The 15799-nt window shown below is 60.1% G+C and carries 11 protein-coding genes and 1 pseudogene; 7 read left to right on the top strand and 5 right to left on the bottom strand.

The annotated features are described in order from the left end of the window. The first annotated feature begins 13 nt into the window (after positions 1-13). From serS to KBX17_RS08575, 4 genes are read left to right on the top strand one after another with little or no spacing between them, the layout of a single operon-like run. Entirely contained in the window at positions 14-1267 is a 1254-nt protein-coding gene (serS, locus tag KBX17_RS08560; protein WP_256019395.1) for a serine--tRNA ligase, read from the top strand. After that, entirely contained in the window at positions 1264-2091 is an 828-nt protein-coding gene (locus KBX17_RS08565; RefSeq protein WP_256019397.1) for a 1-acyl-sn-glycerol-3-phosphate acyltransferase, read from the top strand. Before serS ends, KBX17_RS08565 begins: the two co-directional genes overlap by 4 nt. After that, entirely contained in the window at positions 2088-2936 is an 849-nt protein-coding gene (locus KBX17_RS08570; protein ID WP_256019398.1) for a lysophospholipid acyltransferase family protein, read from the top strand. Before KBX17_RS08565 ends, KBX17_RS08570 begins: the two co-directional genes overlap by 4 nt. Continuing rightward, positions 2936-3763 carry an HAD family hydrolase gene (locus KBX17_RS08575; protein ID WP_256019400.1) on the top strand — a complete coding sequence of 276 codons (828 nt, stop codon included), beginning with the start codon at positions 2936-2938 and terminating at the stop codon, positions 3761-3763. The genes KBX17_RS08570 and KBX17_RS08575 overlap by 1 nt, the downstream gene beginning before the upstream one ends. 175 nt (positions 3764-3938) lie before the next feature. Here the strand turns inward: KBX17_RS08575 and KBX17_RS08580 are convergent, their stop codons facing one another. Further along, entirely contained in the window at positions 3939-4634 is a 696-nt protein-coding gene (locus tag KBX17_RS08580) for a hypothetical protein (protein ID WP_156774797.1), read from the bottom strand. A gap of 349 nt (positions 4635-4983) precedes the next feature. Here KBX17_RS08580 and glpK point away from each other — a divergent pair, with 349 nt between their 5' ends. Then, positions 4984-6480, top strand: a complete 1497-nt coding sequence (gene glpK / locus KBX17_RS08585; protein WP_256019401.1) for a glycerol kinase GlpK — start codon at positions 4984-4986, stop codon at positions 6478-6480. A gap of 3 nt (positions 6481-6483) precedes the next feature. Here glpK and KBX17_RS08590 read toward each other — a convergent pair whose 3' ends face one another. Continuing rightward, positions 6484-8595, bottom strand: a complete 2112-nt coding sequence (locus tag KBX17_RS08590; protein WP_256019403.1) for an N-acetylmuramoyl-L-alanine amidase — start codon at positions 8593-8595, stop codon at positions 6484-6486. A 152-nt stretch (positions 8596-8747) separates the two neighbouring features. Here KBX17_RS08590 and glf point away from each other — a divergent pair, with 152 nt between their 5' ends. Beyond that, a complete protein-coding gene (glf, locus tag KBX17_RS08595) occupies positions 8748-9935 on the top strand; it encodes a UDP-galactopyranose mutase (protein ID WP_256019404.1) in 1188 nt (395 codons plus the stop codon). A gap of 643 nt (positions 9936-10578) precedes the next feature. On the opposite strand, the gene KBX17_RS08600 is transcribed toward glf, so the two are convergent. Further along, on the bottom strand, positions 10579-11226 hold the full coding sequence (locus KBX17_RS08600) for a hypothetical protein (protein ID WP_256019406.1): 648 nt from the start codon (positions 11224-11226) through the stop codon (positions 10579-10581). Positions 11227-11388: 162 nt separating this feature from the next. Between KBX17_RS08600 and KBX17_RS08605 the strand changes: the two are divergent. After that, positions 11389-11562, top strand: a pseudogene (locus KBX17_RS08605) (UDP-galactopyranose mutase); the annotation flags it as partial. Between the two features lie 47 nt (positions 11563-11609). Here the strand turns inward: KBX17_RS08605 and KBX17_RS08610 are convergent. Both KBX17_RS08610 and KBX17_RS08615 read right to left on the bottom strand, forming a co-directional pair. After that, on the bottom strand, positions 11610-12620 hold the full coding sequence (locus KBX17_RS08610; protein WP_256019453.1) for an abortive infection family protein: 1011 nt from the start codon (positions 12618-12620) through the stop codon (positions 11610-11612). After that, positions 12620-15796: a type I restriction endonuclease subunit R gene (locus KBX17_RS08615; RefSeq protein ID WP_256019407.1), complete on the bottom strand. Its 3177-nt coding sequence runs from the start codon at positions 15794-15796 to the stop codon at positions 12620-12622. The genes KBX17_RS08610 and KBX17_RS08615 overlap by 1 nt, the downstream gene beginning before the upstream one ends. Positions 15797-15799 lie beyond the last annotated feature (3 nt).

Raw genomic sequence — 15799 nt, forward strand, 5'->3', positions numbered from 1 at the left:
TAGTGTTATAACCGTGATTGATCTGAAGTTTCTGCGTGAAAATCCCGATGTCGTCCGTGCCTCCCAGCACGCCCGCGGTGAGGATCCGGGGCTAGTAGACGCCCTCCTGGCGGCGGATGAGAAGCGTCGCGGAGCGATCGCTACGGCAGATTCCTTGCGGGCGGAGCAGAAAGCCTTTGGCAAGAAGATCGGCCAGGCCTCGCCGGAGGAACGGCCCGCGTTGCTGGAGGGTTCCAACGAGCTGAAGACGAAGGTCAAAGAGGCTGAGGAGGTGCAGAAGACGGCGGAGGAGAACGTCGTCAAGCTGCAATACGCCATCTCCAACGTCATCGAGGGCGCTCCCGCGGGCGGCGAAGAGGACTTCGAGGTGCTCGAGCACGTCGGCGAGCTGCCGGAGTTCGACTTTGAAGTGCAGGACCACCTGGATCTGGGCGAAGCCCTGGGGATCATCGACATGAAGCGCGGCACCAAGGTCGGCGGCGCCCGCTTCTACTACCTCGTCGGCGACGGCGCGTGGATGCAACTCGGCATGCTCATGCTGGCTGCGCAGAAAGCGCGCGAGGCCGGTTTCAAGGTCATGGTGCCGCCGGTACTGGTCCGCCCGGAGATCATGGCGGGCACCGGCTTCCTCGACGCCCATGACGAGGAGATTTATTACCTCGAGCGCGATGACCTCTACCTCGTGGGCACCTCTGAGGTCGCTCTGGCCGGCTACCACCGCGACGAGATCATCGATCTGTCCGATGGGCCGTTGCTGTACGCGGGGTGGTCGAGCTGTTTCCGTCGTGAAGCGGGCTCCTACGGCAAGGACACCAAGGGAATTTTGCGCGTCCACCAGTTCGACAAACTGGAGATGTTCGTTTACTGCAAGCCCGAGGACGCCGAGGAGATGCACCAGAAGCTGCTGGGGCTCGAGCGCGAAATGCTCGCGGCGGTTGAGGTGCCGTACCGCATTATCGACGTTGCAGCTGGCGACCTCGGCGCTTCCGCCGCCCGCAAGTTCGACACGGAGGCGTGGGTGCCGTCGCAGGACACCTATCGCGAGCTGACGTCGACGTCGAACTGCACCACCTTCCAGGGCCGCCGCCTGAACACGCGCTACCGCAACGAGGACGGTAAGACCCAGACCGCGGCGACGCTCAACGGCACGCTGGCCACCACGCGCTGGCTCGTAGCCATTCTGGAAAACAATCAGCAGGCGGACGGGTCGGTTGTCGTGCCTGAGGCGTTGCGCCCGTGGGTCGGGAAAGAGGTGCTCACGCCATGACGCTTTTCGACGTCGCAGGCAGCGACTTCACCCCGCCAGCGCCCCACCCGAAAGAATCCCGCGAGCGGTTTTATCAGGCCATTATCTCCGGTTTCAAAGGGATCATGCGCGCCCAAGGGCTGCGGTTCACCATCTTCGGCGTGGAGAACAATCCGACTGAATCGGGTGGCCTGTACGTGATCAACCACACGGGGTTCTACGACTTCATCATTGCTGGCATCGGCCCGCACTTGCAGGGCAAGCGGCTGGTGCGGTTCATGGCGAAGAAAGAGGTCTTCGACATGCGCGTCGTCGGGTCCTTGATGCGCGGGATGAAGCATGTGCCGGTGGACCGTGCGGCGGGTGCGGCGTCGATTAGCGAGGCCACAAAGTGGCTTGCTGACGGCGGACTCGTGGGCATCTTCCCGGAGTCGACGATCTCGCGGTCGTTTGAACTCGCCGAGTTCAAGACGGGTGCCGCGCGCATCGCGCACGAAGCTGGGGTGCCCATGATCCCGACAGTGATTTGGGGCTCGCAGCGCATCCTGACCAAGGACCTGAAGAAGAACCTTGGCCGCTCCAAGACACCGGTGTTCGTCTCCTACGGCGAACCCATCTGGGCGACCGGCAACGCGGAGGAAGACACGCGCCGGGTCAAGGACGCAATGCAGGCGCAGCTCGAAGAACTGCGGGAAAAGTACGCCGAGAAGTACGGGCCGTTCGAGGACGGTCTGGACTGGATGCCGGCCTCCCTTGGCGGCAGTGCCCCGACGCTGGAGGAGGCGAACCAGATCCTGGAGCGCGAGCGGGCCGCCAAGAAAGCTGCACGGGAGGCGAGGAAGTGAACGAGCCTGACTACCGCGTTGAGAACGGGATTTTCTACATCCCGGCCGACGTTCCGGTGGTGCCCATCCAGCCCGGTTGGAAGCGCGAGCGGATGTATCAGGCGATCAGGAACACGATGATCCCTCTGCTTCGTGCGCAGGGAGTGAAGATCTTCGTGCATGGCCTGGAGAACGTTCCGGTTGAGGGGCCGGCACTTGTTGCGACGAACCACATCGGCTACTACGACTTCATCGCCGGCGCTTTGCCGGGCATGCTCCGCGGCCGCCGCCCGACGCGCTACATGGCCAAGAAGGAGCTGTTCGACCACTGGTTGCTCGGCCCGGTCTGCCGCTCTGTGCGCCACATCGAAGTCGACCGGTCCCTCGGCGCGGACAGCATCGTCACCGCCGTTGAGCGGCTTGAAGAGGGCGAGGTCGTGGGCATTTTCCCTGACGGTACGCTCTCTCCGTCCTTCGAACTGTCGGACTTCAAGACCGGTGCCGCCCGCATTGCGCAGCAGTCCGACGCGCCGCTCATCCCCGTCGCCGCTTGGGGCACGCAGCGATTCTGGACAAAGGGCCGCAAACCCAGCCTGGGCCGCAACCACTATCCGATTGTCATCAACATTGGCCCCGCTATCTCCACTGATGGCACGGCAGAGGAGGTCACGCAGCGGCTCAAAGACGCAATGCAGGAGCTTCTCGACGTCTCCCGCGCCCAGTACAACGACCGTTTCGGCCCATTCCCGCCCGGCCTGGACTGGATGCCGGCCTCCATGGGCGGCTCGGCGCCGACGCTCGAGGAGGCCCGCGTGATCAAGGAGCGGGAAAAGGCCGAGCGCGACAGGAAGAAGGGCAAGAAGTAGTGGCACCACGGCTCATCGTCAGCGACATTGACGGCACACTGCTGGACAGCAACGGCCGCGTCAGCTCCCGCCTGCGGGATAAGCTGGCGCGCGCAGTCCGCAGCGGAACGCACGTGTGCTTAGCGACGGGCCGCCCCCACCGCTGGCTCACCCCCGTCCTCGACCAGCTACCGTTCACCCCGTTGAGCGTGTGCGCCAACGGTGCCGTGCTGTACGACCCTGCCCGCGATGAAGTCCTGGCGCGCCACGAACTGCAGCCCGACACCCTGCGCGACATTGCCTCCGCGGTGCAGGAGGTCTTCGGGCCGGCTTCGCCCTCTGAGTACGGTTTCGGCGTCGAGCGTGTCGGATCTTCCGCCTTCGACCCCGAGGACGAATGCTTCCTGATCACCCCCGGGTACAGCCCAGACCTGTGGGACATCGGGTACGGCGTGGTCGACGTCGACGAGCTGACCTCGGTGCCCGCCGCGAAGATCCTTGTCCGGCGCGCTGACATGAATTCCGCCGAGCTTTTCGACGTTGTCGCTCCGCTCATCGACCCTGCCGACGCCCACGTCACCTACTCCATGAACGATGGCTTGATCGAGATCTCCGCCCCCGGCATCAATAAAGCCACCGGCGTGTCCACCCTGGCCGCCCACTACGGCGTGCATCAGAAACAGGTGCTCACTTTCGGCGACATGCCCAATGACATTGAGATGCTCGCCTGGGCCGGAATGGGAGTGGCCATGGCGGATGCGGCCCCGATCGTTCACGATGCTGCTGACTTTGTCACCACCTCCAACGACGACTTCGGGGTGGCCCGGGTGCTGGAGCGGTGGTTCTAGCTCGCTGCAGTCCGGCCAGCCCGACCTGCCCGCCCGCTCGCTGGCGCCTGCCTTGCTGGGCCCTGCCTTGCTGGCCTGGAATACTACTCGAGCATATAAGCTTTTTTGCACGCTTTTGACCTGGTGTTTTCTACGAGCAGTATTCCGGAAACTGCCCAGTAGTATTCCAGCGTCGCTAGGCACCTCTCCGGTAGATGGAGTACTTCCTGTTCTCTTCCGCGCGCACGATCTGCGCAACTCGGTTGGCGAAGATGCCTTCCATGACTGATGTCCAATCTCCCCGCACGATCGGGAAGCCCTCGGCTTGAATGCCGTTCTCTCGCGTCTTCTCCCGGGTAATCACCTTTCGTGGATCCCCGTATATGCCGGAGTATTTTGCTGCCCCGTCCACCTCTGCGACGAGGAATCCGTTGATTAAGAAGTCCACCCGTGAGAGGCATAGTTCCCCATAATCGCCTCGGTAGGCGATCTCTGCCTGAGGTTCGAGCGTGACCACTTCGGGAAGCTGCAGCAACCGATCGCGCGCGACGGTTTCAAGGGGACTTTCGCTGGTGTCGGCGGAATATTCAATGAGTTCACGCAGGTCCTTGGCCCCCTTTGCGCGGGGAAGAGTTTCACACGACTCCAGAAGAAGGGCCTGTGTGAACCTGTCAGGCCACTTGTTCCGCAAAGATTCCAAGGCTACGAGGCATTCGAGTCTCCCGTGGTAGCGCAGTGTATCGAGGAGCATTCTCACTGGCCTCACTACTGCAACCCCGTTGATCTCTCGGATCTCGTGGGGCTTGAGGATGGCACTGCGGTACACAAGCTGCCCTTTCATTTTGGCCCGGGGTTTCGCACCATTGCGGAGGAGGACATCTGTCTTCCTCACCCAAGTCAGAGTGTTCACACCCATAAGGCGCGTAGCCGCAGGACCTGTGACTACCGCTGACCTACAGTGCCGGATTGATTCCCGTATCAGTTCGAGTTCTGCCTGCTTGTCCATGATCCCCCCGGGGTTTCCTGTGTCCATCATGAACCAGCTGGACCTGGCAGCGCAGCATCACCGTGCGCACTGCAGTGAGCATTCAGGCCTTAGAATACTGCTCGAGGTTATAAGCAAGAACGCATCCTTTTGACCTGCAGCTTCGCATGAGCAGTATTCCGGAAAACCGCCAGCAGTATTCCGGCACCGCTAGGCGCCACCGCGACCCCCAACCCCATAAGGTTTAATAGCCCCCATGTACATCGCTGCCATCGACCAGGGGACGACGTCGACACGCTGCTACATCACCACCACCGACGGTGAGGTGGCGGGGACGGCGCAGTTCGAGCATGAGCAGATCATGCCGCGTGAGGGCTGGGTGGAGCACGATCCGCGGGAGATTTGGCGCAATACTCGTCGCGCGCTGTCCGAGGCGCTTGTCGACGCTGACTTGGAGCTCGAAGACATCAGCGCCGTCGGCCTGACAAACCAGCGGGAAACAGCCGTGGTCTGGGATAGAGCCACAGGCAAGCCCGTCTACAACGCGATTGTCTGGCAAGATACCCGCACCGAGCGTTTCGGGGAGGGCGAAAAGGGCCGCTACCTGCGGAAGACGGGCCTGTTGGCTAACTCGTACCCGGCGGGTCCGAAGTGGGCGTGGATCCTGGATAACGTCGAGGGTGCGCGGGAGCGGGCGGAGAAGGGGGAGTTGCTGGCGGGCACCGTCGATACGTGGCTGATTTGGAATCTCACCGGCGGCGCGCGCGGGAAGCGCTCGGTTTTCGGTCGTGGCGGCGCCCAGCATGTGACCGATGTGACGAATGCGTCGCGCACGCTGCTCATGGACCTGGGGACCCTCGATTGGGATGACGCGCTCTGCGAGGAGATCGGTGTCCCGCGCAAGATCCTGCCGGAGATCAGGCCGAGCTTCGGTTCTTTCGGCACCATGCGCCGGCGCAAGGGCAGCCGCGATGTGCCGATCACGGGTGTGCTCGGCGACCAGCAGGCCGCGTTGTTCGGCCAGGGTTGCCTCGAGCAGGGCGACGCGAAGATGACCTACGGTACCGGCCTGTTCATGCTGCTCAACACCGGTGAGGAGCCGCAGTTTTCGGATCACGGCCTGCTGACCACCGTCGCCTACCAGCAGGACGGCAAGAAGCCGGTCTATGCGCTGGAGGGGTCAGTTGCGGTTGGCGGCTCACTGATCCAGTGGCTGCGCGACCAGATGGGCATCCTGTCTTCCGCCGCCGAGTCGGAGACGCTTGCCAGCCAGGTCGACGATTCCGCGGGCGTGGTGATCGTTCCGGCGTTTTCCGGCCTGTTCGCCCCGCGGTGGCGCCCGGACGCGCGCGGCGTGATCACCGGCATCACTCGCTACATCGACCGCCGCCACATCGCGCGCGCTGCCCTCGACGCGACCTGCCTGCAAACGCTCGAGGTGGTCAACGCGATGGAGAAAGACTCCGGCATCAGCATCGACGCATTGCGTGTCGACGGCGGCATGACCGCCAACGACCTGCTCATGCAAATGCAAGCCGACATGCTCAATTCCACGGTGGTCCGCCCAGACAACATGGAGACGACAGTCATGGGCGCAGCCAGTGCAGCGGGTTTTGGCGCTGGGCTTATCGACGACCCCTTGAGCCTCGGCGGGGACACCACCTGGGAAAACGAAATGGCCGGCCCCGACCGGGACCGGCTCGTTTCGCAATGGGAGGAAGCGGTTTCCCGCTCCCTGGACTTGGCGCCTTAGCGGTTAGCGCTCGTCGATAGTGACGTCCAGCTTGTTGGTCTGCACGTTGTAGGTGATCTTGCCGCGTTCGAAGTCGACGCGGACGTCACCGCCGGAGGCTGCATCGTCGCTCTTGACGGGCTTGCCCAGCGGGCCGAGGTCCATGCCCTGCTTGAGCCAGGCGTCGGCGATCTTCTCGGGCATGACCACGCTGCTGCCGTCGGAGGAGAGCGCCTCGACGCCGTTTTCGAAGAAGGCGTACTCGTCGCCGCCGACACCCTTGACCACTCCGTCGAGCTGGCCGAGGATCGGATCGACCTTGCGCCAGGTGTCCTGAATATCCTCGCTGCCGGACATCTCGACGATCTTGCCGATGTGCGGGCGCAGGCTGGACAGCGTCATGCCCGGCAGGACCTCAATGTTGGCCACGTTCGAGACTTCCTCCGGAATCAGGTCTTTGCCTGCGATGAAGAGGAGCACAGCACCGGCGACAGAGCCCACGGCAGCAGCGATTGCTGCCGGGTCACCACTGAGGATGTCCTCGAAGGAGATGTCGCTGGACAGGTTGGCCGCGTTGTTGATGTTGGTCTCCGTGCCGTTCGAGTCCTTCACCGTGCCGGAGTTGCCGTTGTTTCCGTTGTTGCCGTTGCTCGGCTTCGGAGCGGGCTTCGGTGCCGGTGCTGCACCGCCGCCCTTGATCTCGTTGTACTTGGTCTTCGCGTGGCTGCGGACAGTACCCAGCTGGGAGTAGAGCATGTCGCCCGGGCAGTCGTTGTAGTGGAAGTCGCGGTGGGCGTTGATGGCCGGGAAGTTCGCGCCGGAGCCCTTCGGGAACTTAGTGCCGCGGAAGGAGTAGTCGGAGCGCAGGTAGACGGTGCCGGTCGGGTCGAAGTTCGAGCTTGCGGCCTTCCAACCGATGATGTCGCCCATGGCCTTGAGCCCTTGCGGGGTCGGGGCTGTCTTGGAGTAGTCGCCCATCATGGACACACCCCAGGTGTTGGAGTTGAAGCCGCCGACGTGCGCGCCCTGCGGGCCGCGGTCCAGGCCGCCTGCGCGGCCCTCGTAGATGTTGCCGTACTTGTCCACCACGGCGTTGTAGCCCAGATCCTGCCAGCCCAGGCCCTGGTGGTAGGCCTGCATCGAGCGCATGATGCCCGGTGCCTGAGCTGCGGTGTAGTTGTTGGAGCCAGCAGTGTGGTGCACCGTGACGGCCTTGGTCGGCTCGGTGTAGCTCGTGCCGGTGGCGTTCTTCGCACCCCAGGAGGCGCGGGTGATCACCTTGGGCATACCGTTACTGTTGTACTGGGCCGGGGCGATCGCACCATCGACAGTGCCCTCGCCGCCGTCGATGAAGACGGCCTCGAGGTCGCTGGCGGTGGTCACCGGAGCAGCCTCGGCCGGAGCCTCGGCGGGGTCTTCATCGCCGTGCTCTTCGGCGCCTTCTTCGCTGAGCTCCTCGATGTCCGCCACCGGTGCGATGTCACCGTAGTTGGTCGGCAGCGCCGGTGCGTCGCCCATGACAGCGGGGGAGTCGGCGTCGGGCACGTCGGGGAGGTCGACCGGGTCAGAGTCGGGAAGCGCATCGTCAGGAAGCGGAACGTCAGGAATGTCGTCCTGGTCGGTGACTTCGGTTCCGCCAATGTTCAGGTCGCCGTTCTCGATGAGGTCCACGTTGGCCGTGGAGACCTGCACCTTCTTGGTCGGCTCGACGTAGATCGGCTCGGTGCCCTGGTGGGTGGCGTCCTCGGGGGTGGACAGCAGGTCCATCGGGTACCACTCGGACCAGGAGCCGTCGGCACGCTCGGCGCGGACGAAGGCGACAATGTCGCGGTCGCCTTCCCACTGTAGGCCGAACACGGAGAACTCCTCGTCGCGGGTGAACTCCTTGACTGTGCGGGCGGCGTCGCCTTCTGCGCCCTGCGTTGCGACGGCTGGGTCGTCGACGACGACATTCTCAGCGTCGGAAAGCGATGCCTGCGAGGTGGTCACCTCGATCTGTGCACCGGCGGCATCCTGGGTCTTGAGAATCTCGTTCCCGCCGTAAACACCAGCGGCAACAAGGGCTACGGAGGTGACGGCGGCGATGACCGGCGTCTTCCTGCGGGAAGACGGGTTCAAACGTGTACGTGCTTTCACGGTGATCGCTCCTGAGTTAATTGTGACAGCTGTGACTAATCTAGATCACAACGAAGTTTAAGTGACTCGTGTGACAACTGGTGACATTGTGAATCTTCGGCGTGTCGCGTCTGTCCCTGCCGTGGCGCTCCGACCCCACTACGCTGGAACGCATGACTTATGACCTCATCGTCGTCGGATCCGGATTCTTCGGCCTCACTATCGCCGAACAGGCAGCGTCTGAGCTGGGAAAGCGCGTGTTAGTCGTCGAAAAGCGCGAGCACATCGGCGGCAACGCCTACAGCGAGCCGGAACCGGAAACCGGCATTGAGGTGCACAAATACGGTGCCCACTTGTTCCACACCTCCAACGACCGCGTATGGGAGTACGTCAACCGTTTCACGGATTTCACGGATTACCAGCACCGCGTCTTCGCTATGCACGACGGCACCGCGTACCAGTTCCCCATGGGCCTGGGCCTGATCAACCAGTTCTTCGGGCGCTACTACTCGCCGGATGAGGCGCGCGAGCTCATTGAGGAACAGCGCGAAGGCTTCGACCCCGCCGCTGCCACGAATCTGGAGGAGCGCGGTATTGCGCTCATCGGCAAGCCGCTTTACGACGCATTTGTCAAGCACTACACCGCCAAACAGTGGCAAACCGACCCCACCGATTTGCCGCCGGAGATCATCTCCCGCCTACCCGTGCGCTACACATTCAACAACCGCTACTTCAACGACAAGTACGAGGGTCTGCCTGTCGACGGTTACGCTGCCTGGCTTGAAAACATGGCGTCGTCCGAACTCATCGATGTGCAGTTGAACACCGACTGGTTCGATGTCCGCGAGAAAGTCCGCGCTGAATCGCCGGATGCCCCGGTTGTCTACACCGGCCCGCTGGACCGCTACTTCGATTACGCCGAAGGCCGTCTCGGCTGGCGCACCCTCGACTTCGAGCAGGAAGTGCTGGAAACAGGGGACTTCCAGGGCACTCCGGTGATGAACTACAACGACGCCGATGTCCCCTACACCCGCATCCACGAGTTCCGCCACTTCCACCCGGAGCGCGACTACACGGATGAGAAGACCGTGATTGTGAAGGAGTACTCCCGCTTCGCAGAAGACGACGACGAGGTGTACTACCCGATCAACACGCCCGATGACCGCGCCAAGCTCGAAGCTTATCGACGTCTCGCCGCCGAGGAATCCCGCGACAACAAGGTCCTCTTCGGTGGACGCCTAGGCACCTACCAGTACCTGGACATGCACATGGCGATCGGAGCGGCCCTGTCCGTCTTCGACAACCACGTTCGCCCGTACTTCGAGGACGCCAAGCCGATCGACCAGCCGCGCGGGCACTAATGACAAACAGTTACCCAGTTGGTTATCCGTCTGACTGGCGCGCTTTCGTTTCCTACGTTGATTCACTATCGGGGCGGCCGTGGAAGCAGGACTTGAACACATCAGTTTCTCGTTTCGCTAATCGTTATCGGGCAGCGTCAACAATGGCTATATCGTTCGAAACCGACACCTCAGCTTTTAGGGGCTATGCAGACCTGTTGCAGCTTGCGATGGCCTATTCCACATTGGAGGCCCTGGAGGGAGCGTTGAAATTCGATTCTCGAGTTTCGACACTTGCTAGCAAGAGATCACGGGAGAAGTATTTGCGAGTATCCCTCTGTTCGGAGGAGCTTGCAGATCTGTACCGGGGTTATGAGGCGACAAAACTGCGGAAAGCTTTGCAACAGTACGTGAAGCGGAATGAATTGAGAGAGACACTTGCGGGGTTGTCGGATGGTGGTAGCGATGTGAAACCGCTAGTGCAGGGCATTAGGCACTTGGCCTTTCATGGACTAGTAGCGCCGGCGACAATCGCGTACGAATGGGGTAAAAACGGGGAAGTCCAGAAGCTGCTACGTGGCCTTCATTCTCTTACTTTGAGAGCAGCAGATGGTCATTTTACTAAGTGGGTTGCCGAATTCTGTCAACCTAAGGATTCTCTTTTCTAAAGGTGGCAGTTTCCAGCAAGGAAAGAATCGTAACTTTGCAGCAGCCGTTCTAAATCGTCTGCCTGAGCAACGAAGACAGCTAAATCCTTATCTATGTAGTCCAATGCTCTATTGATCAACGCTTGGTTTGCGAGGTGATCATCGCCCAAGAGGCAAACGTGATGTGCTGCCCGATTCCTCAAACGGCGCACTCTATCCATCACGTCATACATGTGGCCGCGTTTCATCCCGAAAGCGTGATTCGCTAGCTGGGTAAAGTTTTCTGCATTGCTTTGGTGCAGGAGCGATGTCCATAGACCAAACTCGGCTTTGGCGATGAACCGATCTCGGGGGTAAGCACCCTCGAACGCCCTCTGCCTAAGAGTTTTGTCGACGCTACGCTGAGTGAAAGGTGCCAAATCCTCGTAGGAAGCGTCCCACCAGCGATCGAAGCCGGTTAGAGCGACCATCGATTCGTCCAGAATATTTCTGAGTCCTACTTCTACGAAACCGGTTCGAGCAATGTACCTCGACGCGATCCCCGCATTCCACGCGTAGGCTCTCTTGGCCTTTGCCAGATCGTCATTGGTGTGGCGGAGGAAAGGCTCCAAACGGCTTTCGCTAAAGACCCCCTCAAAGTCGAACGAGGCTGGATCCAGTGCCAATCTTCCCCCTTAATACAAAGCGCCGACCAGGTTGTGGACAATAACCACGCCTCCTGGCCAGCTGATGGCATTCATAATATCAACCTCTGCGAACTCTTTCAAGCCGTGTTCAAACTTCAATTCCATGGCAGCCGATGCGGCATGACGTTTAGCTCCACTGAACGTCTCGCCGCCGAGGAATCCCGCGAGAACAAGGTGCTCTTCGGCAGCCGCCTAGGCACATACCAGTACCTGGATATGCATATGGTGATCGGTGTGGCCCTATCCGTCTTCGACAACCACGTTCGCCCCTACTTCGAGGACGGCAAGGCGATCGACCAGCCGCGCGGGCACTAAGGGTCAGTTCCTAAGAGACTTGCAAGTGCCCCGTTAACGCCCCAGAGTTAGAAAGGGGGTATATCCAAGGTGTCGCGTAAGTTCTTGATGGAGAGGAGATCATCCCCCGATCGTGTTTTCTCAATGAGATTGAATGTGTCTGTAAGTTGACTCTTCTCCTCCGAAGAAAGAGCCAGCATCGCCGACAGGCCCGCGGCTAGTAGAAGATTGCTAACATCACGAACTTCTTCCGCGATCTTCTCAACGGGGGCCAAGACTAATAGAGCATTCTGGACGCCCCATTTCGTTACGGTGATATCTCCGTTTTTGTCGGTGAATAGTCCGCGGACGACGCCGAGTCTGTATTGCTCAGACCAAAACTCCAGCGAGTTAGAGTCCGCGCATGATTCCACACCATCCTCTGCGACTACGAAGGTTCCCTGCATAGACCGTCTAGCCACTGCGACACCAACCTCACGTTGATGGTTTGGTTGCATCCGGGGCAGATCTGCGCCCTCTAACCGTCGGGTCAAAGTGCCACGGTAAAAGACCGCGTTGTCGATAATAAGGTCATGGATTAGCGTTTTCGGGCGACCATAAGCGAAGTCACCCAATCGAGGAAGCGCCCAGTGAACCCACAAGAGTGCGGAGGACGCAATGGATAAAGCTGTGTCTTCACGGATCTCAGGAAGGAATGCTCTTCCGTGTCCAGAGCCATGGGAGTTTCGATATGCGCCAAGAGATCGTGCAATTTTCGACATCTGTGTGGACGCCGTCCTGCCTGCACTTTCTACTTGCTTACCTTCGGTTTTAACATCGATAAGCAGTTCATGTGCATCTTTTGCGACCTCTGAGTACGAGGCGTTACTGGGTGGTGGGCGTCCATCGAGCTCTAGCGTTACCCGGCTCACACTTTCGACGAGGCATTTACACTGTCCGATGATGTCCCCCAAGTCGTCTGCGGACTCGGCTCTTGTGAGACGCTCATACTCTTTTGCAATTGCGTCCCAGTTAGCGGACGACAAATGTTTTGGTTTCTCCAGCTTCACACCGATTTGAGCTGATAAGAGGTCGCGCATCACGCTACCTCCGACAAGCGTGGCGCGAAGCGCTCCATCTGTTCCAAGACCAGAACGACTGCATCACTGCGCTTCTCTGCTGGGTATCCATGTTTGCGCAGAAGTGACTTGATGGAGCGCCTTAACTTCGCTCGGACATCGTCGCGCACTGTCCAATCGGTCTTTGCGTCGCGGCGCAGTGCAGCTACGAGGTCTCGCGCGATTTGGGCTAGAACATCGTCCCCGAGAACCTCACCGGTAGACCCGTTGGAGGCTACAACATCGTAGAACGCCAGCTCATCGTTGCTCAGGGGAGGGGTGAAAGATTCGCCGCGCTTATTCTCTGCAACAATCGCTTTCGACAGTTCGATAAGCTGGGCAATAACTTCAGCAGAGGTGAGCTGCTGGTTGGTGTACCGGTTCATCAGCTCGCGAATGCGCTCGGAGAACTGCTTCGCACGTACTTCGTTGTTGCCCGTGGCGGTGCGGGATTCTTGCAGGAGGTCGCGCCTGAGGGCATCGATAAGCAATGCTGTCTCCGAGCCTGTCTTGCGTTCAAGTTCAAGCGCCTCGAAGTTCAAGTCCTGCAGATTGGGTAGCTCACGATCGATCTCACCGTAAATATCGATGACTTCAGACGATGCTGCGGATTCGACAACGAGCCGGCTCAGTAGGATGATGATCTCTTCGCCGAGTGGCTCGCCATTGGCACGGCGGTCTGCAGCTTCCATTTTGATCAACTGGTTGCGCACGTCCGAGTAGAAGCGAACGTCGCTACGGTACTCAACGGCGTTCGGACTACCGGAGGCCAGTGCCCATGCCCTAGCAAGCTTGCCGGCAGTTTCGTTGAACTGTTTCGCTAACGAGTACTGCCCGTTCTCATCCACCGTCTGCGGATCGCGTAGCTTTGCCAAAAGCTGCAGGCGAGCTTTACGCTGTTCGCCGATAACCTCTAGCTCGCGCCATTCTTCGCCTGCGAGGGAATCGAGCTTGCCGACGAAACCGCGAACGATCGTCAGAGCTTCTTCAATATTTTGGCCGATCACCTTTTCATCCTCATCGGACGAACTCTTAGTGAATTCGGCGATGGCCGCCTGAAGGTTGTCAACGAGCGGCGCATAGGCGACGAGCAACCCGCTTTCTTTTTGCCGGAACTTGCGGTTCACGCGGGCGAGCGTCTGCATCAACAACGCACTTTTGAGGGGACGGTCCAGGTAGAGCGTGTGCAGTGGGGGAGCATCGAACCCAGTGAGCATCATCCCTTGGACGATGGCGATCTCGAGTTCATCGTCAGCATCTTTCATCCGGTCCTTGACCGCATCCATCCGGCTCTGATTGCGGATGTGTTTTTGCAGGTGCGATGGGTCGGAGGCGGCACCAGAGTAGATGACCTTGAGTTTGCCCTTGAGGTCGTCATCGTCGTGCCAGTTCGGCCGCAGCTCAATGATCTTCTCGTACAAGTCGGCAGCAATGTCGCGGGTCTGAACCACGAGCATCGCTTTACCGGGTCCACCAATGAACTGCCACATGTTTTTCCGGCGGTCCTCCCAGTGACGTACGAAGTCCTGTGCAAGAGTGCTCAGGCGCTGTTCCGAACCGTAAACGGTATTCAGTACTGCGACGGAGCGCTGAGCTTTTTCTCGATCTTCTTCATCGATATCCGCGAGGATGCCGGCAGCTGCATCGTCGATCTCCTCATCCGTGATCCCTTGGATCCGCTCCAGGGGGATCAACCGCGGCTCGAAGTAAACCGGAACCACCGCGCCGTCCGCGACGGCGCGATTCATGTCATAGACATCGATCTCGCCGCCAAAGACTTCGCGGGTGTTCCGGTCCCACTCATCAATCGGGGTGCCGGTGAACGCGATCATGGTTGCGTTCGGCAAGGCTGTGCGCAGGTGGTGCGCGAAGCCGTCGGCATTTGTATCACCGAAGCCATAGTGGGAACGGTGTGCCTCGTCCGAGATCACGACCACGTTGTGCCGTTCCGAAAGCACAGGGTGTTCTAGCTCGCGGTCCTCTTTTGTGCCTTGAAGACCGAACTTCTGCAAGGTGGCAAAGTAGATTCCGCCCGACTGACGTTGCCTGAGCTGATCGCGCAGGTCTTCTCGGCTCGAGATGTGAATGGGGTCCTCGGGCAGCAGGGTAGAAACCGAAAACGTGTCGAAGAGTTGCTTGTCCAGCTCGTTGCGGTCATTGAGCACAACAACGGTGGGGGAATCCAGACGGGCATCACGCATGATCTTCGCGGTATACATCTCCATTTCCATGGACTTGCCTGAGCCCGTGGTGTGCCACACCACACCCGCCTTCTTGTCGCTGCGGGCAGCTTGGATAGTCCTGCCCGCGGCTTTGGTTACGGCGAAGTATTGGTGCGGTTTCGCCACTCGCATGCGCAACTCCCCGTCGACCTCATCGAACGCGGTGAAATCCACGAAAATCTGTCCGAAGCGCTCAACGTTGAACAGGCCCCACATGAGCATGTCGAATTCGGTCATTTGTTCGCCATTAACCACGACGAGGGGACCTTGTTCAAATGGTTCGCCGTCGTCGTCGACACGCCATGTGCTCATGTGCTCGCGCGGGGTGAAAGGCGTTCCATAGATGGCATCGATGCCGTCGGAAGCGACCACGATGTTGGCGAAGCGGAAAGCCATCGGGAACTCTTCAACGTAGGTGCGGATCTGGTTGAACGCATTCTCGACGGTGGCTGTGGAACCGGACTGTTTCAACTCGATGATCGCTAGCGGCATCCCGATGACGTACAGCACAACGTCGAACCGCCGTTCCTTGTCCAGGTTCCGGATGGTGATCTGATTCGCTGCGATGTAGTCGTTCTTGGACGGGTCGCGTGAGAAGAACGTAATGGTGGGGTTCTTCCGCGCGCCGTCGGCATCGTAGTATTCGATTCCGCGGTACCCCTCAACCAAGATCTCATGCAGACGGTGGTTCTCCGTGATCGCACTTTGCGATTGCGGAGTAATCACCTCAGCCATCGCCTGCCGTAGGTACTCATCGGGTACCCCGGGGTTGAGGTTGCGCAAAGCGTTGAGAAGGCGGCCGCGAAGTACGATGTCGCGCCAATTGTCGCGCTCACCGCTGCCGGGAGCGAGTTGTTTGCCGTTGACTGGCGTCCAGTCGAGCTCGCCAAGCAAGTCGAGCGCGTCAACTTCGAACGCTGCCTCGCTGTAGACCATGGT

The organism is Corynebacterium sp. CCUG 65737, from assembly GCF_024454115.1.
Lineage (GTDB): Bacteria > Actinomycetota > Actinomycetes > Mycobacteriales > Mycobacteriaceae > Corynebacterium > Corynebacterium genitalium.

Coding starts and splice junctions, on each gene's coding strand:
- KBX17_RS08565 (WP_256019397.1), top strand. CDS start 1,264: ATGACGCTTTTCGACGTCGCAGGCAGCGACTTCACCCCGCCAGCGCCC.
- glpK (WP_256019401.1), top strand. CDS start 4,984: ATGTACATCGCTGCCATCGACCAGGGGACGACGTCGACACGCTGCTAC.
- glf (WP_256019404.1), top strand. CDS start 8,748: ATGACTTATGACCTCATCGTCGTCGGATCCGGATTCTTCGGCCTCACT.
- KBX17_RS08610 (WP_256019453.1), bottom strand. CDS start 12,620: ATGCGCGACCTCTTATCAGCTCAAATCGGTGTGAAGCTGGAGAAACCA.
- KBX17_RS08615 (WP_256019407.1), bottom strand. CDS start 15,796: ATGGTCTACAGCGAGGCAGCGTTCGAAGTTGACGCGCTCGACTTGCTT.